The organism is Finegoldia sp. P2-F-LR (assembly GCF_052932265.1).
Genome location: NZ_JBRFJF010000007.1, coordinates 55872 through 67446 on the forward strand (window position 1 = coordinate 55872; position 11575 = coordinate 67446).

At 32.8% G+C, this 11575-nt stretch carries 8 protein-coding genes; 5 read left to right on the top strand and 3 right to left on the bottom strand.

The window, feature by feature from the left end:
* The first annotated feature begins 82 nt into the window (after positions 1-82).
* From tyrS to ACU68W_RS05470, 4 genes are all read left to right on the top strand, one after another.
* Entirely contained in the window at positions 83-1330 is a 1248-nt protein-coding gene (gene tyrS / locus ACU68W_RS05455; protein ID WP_446756234.1) for a tyrosine--tRNA ligase, read from the top strand.
* Positions 1331-1432: 102 nt separating this feature from the next.
* Positions 1433-2956: a cardiolipin synthase gene (cls, locus tag ACU68W_RS05460; protein ID WP_446756235.1), complete on the top strand. Its 1524-nt coding sequence runs from the start codon at positions 1433-1435 to the stop codon at positions 2954-2956.
* Positions 2956-3642, top strand: coding sequence for a heparan-alpha-glucosaminide N-acetyltransferase (locus ACU68W_RS05465; protein WP_446756236.1), 687 nt, complete (start codon positions 2956-2958; stop codon positions 3640-3642). The genes cls and ACU68W_RS05465 overlap by 1 nt, the downstream gene beginning before the upstream one ends.
* Complete coding sequence (locus ACU68W_RS05470) at positions 3635-4534, top strand: diacylglycerol/lipid kinase family protein (protein WP_446756237.1); 900 nt, start codon at positions 3635-3637, stop codon at positions 4532-4534. Before ACU68W_RS05465 ends, ACU68W_RS05470 begins: the two co-directional genes overlap by 8 nt.
* 269 nt (positions 4535-4803) lie before the next feature.
* On the opposite strand, the gene ACU68W_RS05475 is transcribed toward ACU68W_RS05470, so the two are convergent.
* Positions 4804-8226: a leucine-rich repeat protein gene (locus ACU68W_RS05475; protein WP_446756238.1), complete on the bottom strand. Its 3423-nt coding sequence runs from the start codon at positions 8224-8226 to the stop codon at positions 4804-4806.
* Between the two features lie 250 nt (positions 8227-8476).
* On the bottom strand, positions 8477-9703 hold the full coding sequence (locus tag ACU68W_RS05480) for a glycosyltransferase family 4 protein (protein ID WP_308610931.1): 1227 nt from the start codon (positions 9701-9703) through the stop codon (positions 8477-8479).
* Between the two features lie 214 nt (positions 9704-9917).
* Here ACU68W_RS05480 and ACU68W_RS05485 point away from each other — a divergent pair, with 214 nt between their 5' ends.
* Positions 9918-11252, top strand: coding sequence for an MATE family efflux transporter (locus ACU68W_RS05485; protein ID WP_446756267.1), 1335 nt, complete (start codon positions 9918-9920; stop codon positions 11250-11252).
* 44 nt (positions 11253-11296) lie between these two features.
* Here the strand turns inward: ACU68W_RS05485 and ACU68W_RS05490 are convergent, their stop codons facing one another.
* A complete protein-coding gene (locus tag ACU68W_RS05490) occupies positions 11297-11566 on the bottom strand; it encodes a hypothetical protein (RefSeq protein WP_446756239.1) in 270 nt (89 codons plus the stop codon).
* Positions 11567-11575 lie beyond the last annotated feature (9 nt).

Below are 11575 nucleotides of genomic sequence, written 5' to 3' on the forward strand. Positions count from 1 at the left end.
CATAAGCTTTTGATAAGAAAGGTGGTACCGCGTAGATTCGCCCTTTCATTTCAAGAGTTTTTTTATTTTATAGGAGGAGTTTATGATTAATTACGAATTTGAACATGAAAATGTGTATGACGAATTGGTAGCGCGTGGATATTTTGAACAAGCTACATACGAAGATGAATTGAGGGATTTACTCGGAAAGGAAAGAGTTCCATTTTACATTGGATTTGATGCGACTGCAGATAGTTTGACTATTGGTCATTTTATTCAATTGATGGTTATGATGAGAATGCAAGCTCACGGTCACATTCCAATTTGCCTTTTAGGTGGTGGAACTACAATGATTGGCGATCCTTCTGGTCGTAACGATATGAGAAGTATTATGACTAAGGAAGTTATCGATGAAAATGCCAGAAGATTTTATTCTCAAATGACAAGATTCATCGATTTTGGTGAAGACAAGGCTTACATTGAAAACAACAAGAATTGGTTGTTGAATTTGAATTTCTTGGAATTCATGAGAGAAATCGGCGTTCATTTTTCTGTAAATCAAATGTTGACTTTGGAAAGTTACAAAAATAGAATGAAAAAAGGTCTAACGTTTTTCGAATTTAGTTATATGTTGATGCAATCATACGATTATTTGGTATTGTACAGAAAATACGGTTGTAAATTGCAAATGGGCGGTTCTGATCAATGGTCTAATATTTTGGGCGGATACGATTTGGTTAGAAAATTAGAAAACGACAAAGTTTACGCTATGACTTTCAAACTTTTAACTACTGCTGACGGAGTTAAAATGGGTAAATCACAAAAAGGCGCTGTATGGTTGGACGAAAGCAAGACAACTCCTTATGATTTATTCCAATACATGAGAAATGTAGACGACAGAGATGTTGAAAAATTCTTGTTGATGTTGACATTCTTGCCAACTGAAGAATGCAAGAGACTTGGTAGCTTAGAGGGAAGTGACATCAATAAAGCTAAGGAAGTTTTGGCATTTGAAGTGTGCAAATTAGTTCACGGAGAAGAAAAAGCAGAAGAAGCACGTCAAACAGCAAACGCATTGTTCAATTCAAACGCTGTTGATGAAAATATGCCAACAACTGAAATGAAAGCTTTGGATTTTGAAAATGGAATTGGTTTGTTGAATTTGTTGACAATGACAGGACTTACTCAATCAAACAGTGAAGCGCGTAGACTTATAACTCAAAACGGAATTTCTGTTAATGACAATAAGGAAGCTGATCCAAAAAGAATTGTAACAATTCACGATTTTAACGACGATGAACTTATTATAAAAAAAGGTAAAAAAGTATATCACAGAGTAAAATTGGTATAATATTTTAAAAATAAACCCTGGCGATTTTGAATTGATTTTCAAAGATTGTTGTGGTTTTTGTGTTATAATTAAATAAATTTAAAAATATTTGTGGAGGTGCAAATGAAAAAATTATTCAAATTTTTAACTAGTAGAATAATGCTTTTGGCAATTGTATTTATTATTCAAATTTCGCTATTAGTTTATTTGATTTTAAGTTTTCAAAGAAATTTTGTGTATGTCTACACATTAAACATTATAATATCCTTCGCTTTTACTATAATGGTGGTCAACACCGATGTAAACCCGAGTTTCAAACTGGGATGGCTCATCCCTATATGGATATTCCCGTTGTTTGGAGCGGTGTTCTATTTGTTTTTCAGAAGAAACAGATTCGTTCGTGCACAACAAAGACGAATGGATACGATTAGTTCATCGTTTAATAACCATATTTTGTCAAATGGTAATGTAATTGACGAATTGGAGGGTGACTCCAAGTCAATCGCAACTTACATAAACACAACAGCTCACGCTCCTGTATTTTCTAAAACAAGTTCGAAATATTTAAAAAACGGTGAGATTTTCTTTGAATATTTGATGGAAGATTTAAAAAACGCAAAGGATTATATTTTCTTGGAGTTTTTTATAATCGAAGAAGGATACATGTTCAATAATATTTTGGAAGTTTTGGAACAAAAAGTAAAAGAAGGAGTCGACGTCAGGATTTTGTACGACGATTTCGGTTGCATGACGAAACTTTCGCGTAGATATTACAACAAACTAGAAGAAAAAGGCATCAAGGTTCAAGTTTTCAATAAAATCAGAGTTCTACCTATGCCTCGTCACAATAATAGAGACCACAGAAAAATCGTCGTTATCGACGGAAAAATAGCATACACTGGCGGGTTTAATTTGGCAGATGAATACATGAACAAAATCCAAAAATTCGGATATTGGAAGGACACAGGAATCAGAGTTACAGGTGATGGTGTGTGGTCATTTACGATAATGTTTTTGTCAATTTGGGAATTGTACGATGACAATGAGCTTGACTACAAATATTATTTCGAAAAAACTGTCCCAGATGTTTCTGAAAACGAAGGTTATTGCCAACCTTATACGGATTCTCCATTAGACGATGTTCCTGTTGGAAAGGGTGCGTACATGCAATTGGTGTCTCGTTCCAGAAAATATTTCTACATTACAACTCCGTATTTGATTCCATCAGATGACATGATCGATTCCCTAAGAGATGCGGCGTTAAGCGGTGTCGATGTTAGAATCATGACCCCTAGAATTCCCGACAAAAAATTGGTGTATATGGTTACAAGAACATACTACAAAACTCTTTTAGAAGCGGGCGTTAGAATCTTCGAATATTCGCCAGGATTTTTGCACGCAAAAAGTTGTGTTACAGATGACCAACGTTGCGTAATCGGCTCAATCAATCTCGATTTTAGATCATTGTATCTGCATTTTGAAAACGGAGCGATGTACTACGATTCACACATTATTTCCGATTTAAAGGAAGATTTCTTGGAAATGCAATCACAATCACAAGAAATATTTTCAAGACAATTGGAAAACCAAAACCTATCAAGAAAAATACTATCCGTAATTCTGAAAGTATTTTCGCCAATGATATGATGAAAAGAAATAATTTGATCGATACATTAAGGGGATTTGCGATTGTAAACATGGTAATTTACCATTTGCTGTTCGATTTGGTCTACATGGAAAATTTCAAAATTGAATGGTTTGAAAATACTCCAGGCATGATTTGGGAGAGATTCATCTGCATAAGCTTCATTTTGATATCGGGCTATTGCTTCAGTTTATCTCGCAATCACAAGAAACACACCATCACGCTTTTTATCGTGGCTATGATTTTGAGCGTTACGACGTATTTCTTCGCAAATGAATTTTTCATAGTTTTCGGGATAATTCATCTGTTGTGCTTGGCGTCATTCATAACGATTTTTGTCGACAAATTAACCCTTAACAAAAAAATATTGTGTGCCCTATCTTTTGTAATGTTTATTCTAACTTACAAAATAAGCTCTCATCCAATGGATATAAGTACCAATTTATTTAGTTTCGTGGGATTCTACAACGATAAGTTTTACAGTGGCGACTATTTCCCATTACTACCTTGGTATTTTATGTATTTGGTTGGATATTGCGCAGGAGACTTTTTAGATATAGAATTAAATGTAAGAGAGAATGTATTATCTAAAATGGGCAAAAAAAGTTTGATGATTTATTTAATTCACCAACCTATAATAATGATAATTGTACAAATCGTAAAATTTTTAGGAGGATTTAATGAATAAATTCAAAAAATCTATCGTTATGTATCACGATAATTCAGGACAACAAGATATATTTGAAGTATTAGGCAAATGTAGTCCTAATATATTAAAATTATCAAATGAAACAGTGTTTTTTCAAAGCGAAGAACAAGGTGATTTCTACAAAAAATGTGAAGAATTAAAAGATTTTGATTTGGTAATCGTAGTTGGGGGTGATGGAACAATAAACGAAGTCATCAACGGATTATATGATTACGATATGGATCCTGTAATAGGAATTATTCCGGGAGGATCATTCAACGATTTTTCAAGAACTGTCAACATCGGAGCAAATCCAGTAGATGCAAGTGAGAATTTGTTAGATGCAGAAGTCAAAGAATACGACTGTATATTAAATGACGACAAAATCGCTCTGAATTTCTGGACAGTAGGAATGGCATCAGAAAACGCACAAAAAATGCAAGACGCTGACAAATCAACATTTGGTGTGTTGACATACATTCCAAAAGTTTTTGAAACATTAACACAAGACAATTCTTTTGATTACGAAATGGAAATCGACGGTGAAACAGTAAAAGGAAATGCCGTTATGGTATTTGTCGCTAACGGATTATACTCAGGAGGTGTTGAAGTTCCAATCTCCGACATCAGCCCAAGCGATGGAATATTGAATGTATTTGTTGTTGAGCAATCAAACATCGGAGCATTCAAAGCAATGTTCGGACAATCAAACAGCTTTGATTTTAACGAACAAAACGAAGGAGTCAAAACATTCAAAGCAAAAGAAATAAAGTTCATCTCACCTGAAGGATTAGTCGCAGATACCGACGGAGAATTATACCAAAAGACACCTTCAAACATCAAAGTCGTAGAAAAAAGATTCAAATTCTTATCAAAACCATTAGAACAATAAAAGTATAGAAGAAAAGCTAACTCGTTTGAGTTAGCTTTTTTTAGGTTAAAATTTTAATATAAAAAAGAGACCATCTGAGTGGTCTCCAGTTTAATCTAAGGTTAAAACAATATTAAGGGAGGAGATTGTTTCTTGAGATTAAACTTACTTTGTTTATACTTATATAATAGACTATGAATGTGTACTAATTATGTTCAAATTAGTAGAGATTATGTTTTTTGTTTTTTTAGTGAAAACGCAGCACATTATTTTTATGTGCTGCGTTTAGTTTATTTGATCAATTCTTTTACAACTGATTCACTTATTGAGTTTTCTCCGCCAAATACATTAACTTTTTCAAATTTTGATTCTTCAAAAGCTTGTTTTGTTGCTTTTGGAATTTCATTTGCTTCTGCTAATAATATTGGGCAGTCTATTGAGCCTATTACTAAGCTGTCTGCTGGAACTATTCCGTTTGCTATGTTAACTTCTTTTCTGTCTTTGAAGCCGTATTCGTAGATTTTCTTTGCTGTTTCGTAACGGTTTGCTCCTGCTATTCTTGTAGGGTTTGGAAGTTTGTTTTCTACTTCTTTAGAGATTGTCTTTTCTCCTCCTACAACTATTACTTCTTCGATTTGTTTCAATACTTCTTTTGCTTCTTGTGGTATGTTGTTTTGTTGTACAAGTAGTATTGCCATGTTGTTTTTGTTTGCTAATGGAGCTACTGTTAATGCGTCTGCGAATACTTCTCCACTTGATATTACAGCTTTCTTTGTTCCTGTTAGTTTGATTACTTCTTGTGCGATTTTTGCACTTGTTTCGTAGCGGTTTGCTCCTGCTATTGTTCTAAGGTTGTATTGTGATAGGCTCATCTTTGTTTTATCTACTGATTTTTCTCCACCTATTACGATTACATTTTTAGCTTCTAATCTCTTGATTTCTTGTGCTACTACTGAATCTAATTGATCTTTTTGTACTAGCAAGATTGGTGCTTTTAATGCTTTTGATAATGCTGATGCTGATAAGCTGTCTGCAAATTTTTCGGAGTTTGCTATGATTACTGTTTCAGCAGATTTGTAGTATTTCTTGGATACTTCTATTGATGTTTGAATTCTGTCAGCTCCTGCTACTCTTGTTGTAGTTTTTTGTCGTTCAGCTGGTGTGTTTGGTGTTGGTGTTACTGTACCAGGTTGATCTGGTGTTGTACCTGGGTTATCACCTGGTTTTGTAGGATTTTCCTTTTCAAAATCTTTGCAAGCATCTTTTATTGCATTGAAAATTCCTTCCCTATGGTATTTTGCTCTATCATCAACTTTTCTGATTTTTCCAAGACTATCTACATTTGATTTCAAAATATCTGAATAATTTAGCCCTTCATAATCATCCAAAGTCTCCAAAGCCAACATATGATAACCTTCATTATCTTCATCAACATTCAAAATCTCATTTCCGTATTCGTCTTTTTGTCCTTTTCCAATAGTGTAAGACATGTCTAACACATACAAGATTTTGCCGTTTTTGTCAAAATACACATTCATTCCAATATGATAAGATGGAATCGGAAGTGGCGTTTTAAGTTCAAAATGACCTTGTTTCATAATTGAATCCGCCATGTTCCCTTTGTTTTCAACAATATTAATAAGATTTTGTAATTCTTTTGTTAAACGAGTTAATTTATTATCCACAACGGCAGAATTATTATAAGATTTTTTTGCGTATTCAAGTTTATCTTTCAAAATCTCAGAATTTTGTGGATGATTTTTAATCGTTAATTCTCCTTTTTTAATTAATGAGTCTAACTTATATCGACTTACAAAAAATTGAGTATCATGGATGTATTTTAACTTCGCACCCTCAGATAATTTGTCTTGTTTTAACAGCTTTTCACATTCAGCCTTCATATCTTCAAATTGCTTTTGAGTATCATCTCTAAGTTGTGTTAAATTTAACTTATTTAATTCATCCAAAACATTTTTCAAATCATCTTTGTTTTTCGTAGTTTCTTCAGGATTAACAACAAAATTGTTTCCATCAGCTAATGTTTTTCCTTTTATTTTAACTAAAACTTTTTTGTGGTTATCCTCAACTTTGTTATCGTCAAATGCGTTAAATTTTATTTCTTTGATTTTATTCGAAAATTCAATCTCTTTTAAATTATTGTATCTGAATGCTTCTTCTCTTACACTTTCCAAATTTTCGGGCATTGTAACCTTTGTAATGCTATTTTTGTAAAAAGTTTGAACAGATATTTCTTTTAATTTTGTTAATAAACTCAAATCTAACTCAGATATTTTGTTATTACAAAAAGCCATTTCTCCTATTTTTTCAACTTTATCGCCCATAAACATTACATTTTGTGCATCGTTATTTCTAAAAGCTGAAATCCCAATTTCCCTAACATTTGGATAAATCACAATTGCAAATAATTTATTAATATGAAACGCACTACTTCCAATTATTTCAGTATTTTCGCCTAATTCAAGCATTTCTATCTTGTTATTCATGAATGCTCCGTCTCCAATTATTTTTAGAGCCTCAGGTGCTTCAAATTCTGTCAAATAATTAGACTGGAATGCAAATTTCCCGATTTTTTTCATAGTTTTCGGTAGCTTTACGCTTTGTAAATCGTACTTATTCAAACTACTATTTTCAAAATCCACATTTCGAAAAGCATCATCTCCAATTTCATCAACAACATATTTCCCATTCTTTTCAGGAATTACAAGATTTTTATTTTCACGAACTTTTAATTTTCCGATACCAGAAAATCCTAGAACTTTACCCTTATCAAATACAAAATCTTTTTCATCCCATTTTGAACTATCCACATCTACTGAAGTCGTCTTATCTTCTTCTGTCGGATTAACAATGGAAGAAGAATCTTTGTTGTCAACATTACCTTTTGACAAAAGCACAACTTTCAATGCATAATTTTCATCACCAAGATTTCCATTAAACGCACCAATCTCAATTTTTTTCACACTATTTGGAAGCTTCACTTGCTTAATTTTATTATCTTGAAAAGCTTGTTCTTTTATAGTTTCTAATTTTTCACAATTAAATTCTATATCTGTAATTTGATTAGATTTAAATGCTCTTTCTCCTAAATTTGTTAAATTTTTAGGTAAAATAAGTTTGCCTTCTATTTGATTATCAAAAAATACTTGATCTCCCAAAAATTTCAAATTATCTGGTAATTTTATAGTCTTTAAACTTAGATGTGCAAATGCATAATCACTAATTTTAGTGATGGTTTTCGGCAAATTAACGCTTTTAATATTACTATTTTCTTCAAAAGCATCTTGTCCAATATAAGTATATCCTTCAGGAATCTCTACAGATTCTATGTCTAATTGATGGAAATCCTCTCCTAGCTTTTTAATTTCGTTTCCATCAACATCTAAGTTGTTAACCTCTCCATTTTCGCCTTCTCTTTGAGTATACTCATCTATCGTACTACTCTTATTGTAGACAAAAGCAAAACTTGCTATTTTTTTCAAATCCACATTTTCTTTGCTTTTTGTTGGTAGCACAACATTTCGATTTCTTTTTAGTTTTTGCACACCGCTTTTCGAAAAACCGTATACAGTATCTCCCACAATCTCAAAATCCTCCGCTGTATATTTGTCATCCGCTGCTTTGGAATTAATATTTAATCCAAAAATCAAAGCAAATACAAAAACTAAAGAAAAAATAATCTTTTTTTTGTTCATACGAACCTCCTATTAAATTAATAATGATATTCTTTATCATATAAAGAACTTTTTTTATTTTACTATAATCTCAATCCCTTTTCAATGATATTTATTATCAAATTAATTTTAAAAAAAGTTTCGTGCTTATCAATATCTTCAAACACATAATATTGAGCTAGCTAAAATTTTATACGTTACTTTTAGCAATCTTCTATACACAAAAACAGCTCTTAATAAATTAAAAGCTGCATTCAGTAAATTTTATATTCTATTGTAAATTTTCAATCTCCACCAACTCATTCTCGATTTCAAGCATTATATGATCCCAAGAATGTTTTAATACTAATTCGTGAATTTTTTCTGGTATTGGTTCTTTGTTTTGTACTCTGATTATTTGTTGTTCAATTCCTTTTGCTAATCTATCAACAAATGGTTCGATTTCTGAATCATAAGGTTCATCGATTGATTTGAGTCGTGGCATTTCTACAAATTCGATGGCTGTACTATTGTTTATTTCATCTCCTAATGTTTCGATTAGTCCTTCTATTTCTGTGACTACGACTCTCATTCCACAACCCAAGGCTTCGATTGCGATAAGTCCCAATCCTTCATAATAGCTTGGCAAAATGTAGATGTCTGATTCTCTCATTTTGTTAGAAAGTTTTTTCTGACAAGATGTGTTGTGCAAATCAAAGTGAAGCGAATTGCCTGTGTTGTCCCACAACTCAACTTTTGTTTCTATATCGACATCTCCCACTAGTGTTAATTCCAAATTATCGTATTTTTCTTCTAATTTTTTGAAAGCTTTGCAAAGTTCGTACACTCCTTTTGCATGTGATAATTTCCCTGCAAACAAAAGCCTTATTCTGTCGTTTTTTGGGTCTTCTTTTCTTCTGTAGAAAATATTGCTGTTGTAACCACCGCCCATTACGACGATTTTTTCTTTGTCGATTCCAAATATATCGGAGATTGGTTCTACGTCTTTTTTGCTTAATGCTAGGACTTTTTGTGCGCGGTTCAGATTATCCACACAGGTCATAAACAATTCTGGGTTGAGGTTTGTTTGTCTGATGTCGGTTCCGTGATTTAGTAATAAAACAGGAGTTTCATCGAAAATATCTAACACGAGACTGCTTAGCATCCAACAATGATGAGATACGATGACATCTGGCTTGAATTCTTTCTTTGCTTTTTTCAATTGTTTCGTAAATTCATTTGTCCAATCTTCAATCATATCGTGTGTCATATCGCTGTATTTTGTTGAATCGTAAGGCATTTGATCGCTCATTCCAACTATTGGGAAGTTCAACTTTTCGCTTTTAAATTCCACTGGATATTTTTTGATTGTATCATCCAAATTTAATTGTATATCGTCTTGTATTCCAAATATAGCAGCATTTTCATGATTTTGTTGCATAAATTGAATTACGTTTGTAAAATACACGCCACTTCCCGTTTGTTTCGGAAGTTGTGCGATTACGTGAAGTATTTTCATTGAATCATCCTCTTTATTATTATTCTCACTTCTATATTATCATATTAAAAATTTTATTTCTTTATTTATTTATTGAAATAATTTATAAATCATTGATTATCTTTAATTTTTCATGTATAATAGCTTGTATTATTTTGATTAGGGGGCGATTATTATTGAAAATTTAAACGAACAACGATCAAATCTTCTCGGCAATGAATCCATTCCGAAATTAATCTGGAAGTTTTCAGTTCCAGCGACTGTTGGAATGTTAGTTCAAGCTTTGTACAATGTTGTAGATAGAATTTTCCTTGGTGCCGGTGTAAATCAAATGTCCATTGGTGGCGTTTATTTGATTTTCCCGATTTTTTTATTTTTGATGGCATTCGGAATGTTGATTGGTGTAGGTGGCAATTCACTTTCTTCAATTAAATTCGGTGAAGGCAAGAAAACAGAATCAGAAATAATCCTCGGCACGTCTATGGTTTTATCTATTATTTTTGGGGTTTTGATATCAGGGATTTTTCTTTTAAATTTAAAATGGTTTTTGAAGATTTTCGGCGCAAGTGACACTTTGATGCCTTACGCTTACGATTATGGAAAAATTATTTTGTATGGTGCACCTTTTCAGATGGTTGGTTTTGCAATGAACAACTTCATTCGTGGCGAGGGTAATCCTAGAGCTGCGATGGTGACGATGTTCATCGGCGCGATCAGCAATATTATTTTGGATTATGTGTTCATTTTCCCAATGCAAATGGGAGTGCAAGGTGCTGCTTGGGCGACAATTATCGGTCAAATTCTCTCTTGTATTTGGGTTGTGAGATATTTTCTTTCAGATCATGCACTGTTGAGACTTAAAAAGGAAACTTTCAAGCTTGATTTGCACTATTGTAAGCAAATTTTTGCACTGGGCTCTGCTCCATTCGCAATGCAACTTGTAGCTAGTGGTATTAATATTATTTTCAACAATTTCCTTAAAATTTACGGTGGCGACTTGGCTACATCATCAATGAGTGTTATCTACAGTGTTTCACAAATTGCATTCATGCCGATTTTTGGTATCAACCAAGGTATCCAACCAATTTTAGGATTTAATTTCGGAGCGCACAAATACAGACGTGTTCAACACACTTTGAGAATTGCTATTGTAGCTGGAACTGTGTACATGGTTTTGAACTGGGCATTCACTATGCTTAGACCAGATTTATTGGTGAAGATTTTTATTTCAAGACCAGAAGATTATGCAGTCATCAAGGACATCGCAATTCCTGGACTTAGAATATACAATTCGATGATTTTCATGCTTGGATATACCATAATTGGATCGTCATTATTCCAAGCAATCGGCAAACCAAAAATTGGTTTCATATTGACAATGACAAGACAACTTATTTATTTGTTGCCTTTGATGTTGATTTTTCCAAAACTTTTCGGACTTACAGGCGTATGGTCTGCAATGCCAGTGTCTGATGTTTTGTCCACAATCACTACGACGTATTTCTTGGTTAAATCGGGATTTTTGGTTAAAACAATTCACAACGACGAAGAATTTGTTCTCGGAATTTAAAAAAGGTTTGAATATTGGGTTTCCAATGTTCAAACCTTTGTTTTTTAGAATATAAATACTGAAACTAGAATACACACAACAGCCGTTATCATTATCATCGGTAGTTTGTAATCAGAAGATGTTTTCTTGAATGATCCTTTATTGAAAATAGCGAACGTCGCTGATGCTACTACAAAAATCGTAGCTGCAATTTTCAAAAATCCTACAGCATCAAACTCATTTGTCCTGAAAAATCTGTAGATTGTTATCAACAAAACATATCCAATACAATACGCATATAATTCCAACACGTCAAATCTATCTTTTTGTTTCAATTTTACCTC

Bases quoted from the DNA above. Each gene is read 5' to 3' on its own strand.
- tyrS (WP_446756234.1), top strand. From the start codon at position 83: ATGATTAATTACGAATTTGAACATGAAAATGTGTATGACGAATTGGTA.
- cls (WP_446756235.1), top strand. From the start codon at position 1,433: ATGAAAAAATTATTCAAATTTTTAACTAGTAGAATAATGCTTTTGGCA.
- ACU68W_RS05465 (WP_446756236.1), top strand. From the start codon at position 2,956: ATGAAAAGAAATAATTTGATCGATACATTAAGGGGATTTGCGATTGTA.
- ACU68W_RS05470 (WP_446756237.1), top strand. From the start codon at position 3,635: ATGAATAAATTCAAAAAATCTATCGTTATGTATCACGATAATTCAGGA.
- ACU68W_RS05475 (WP_446756238.1), bottom strand. From the start codon at position 8,226: ATGAACAAAAAAAAGATTATTTTTTCTTTAGTTTTTGTATTTGCTTTG.
- ACU68W_RS05480 (WP_308610931.1), bottom strand. From the start codon at position 9,703: ATGAAAATACTTCACGTAATCGCACAACTTCCGAAACAAACGGGAAGT.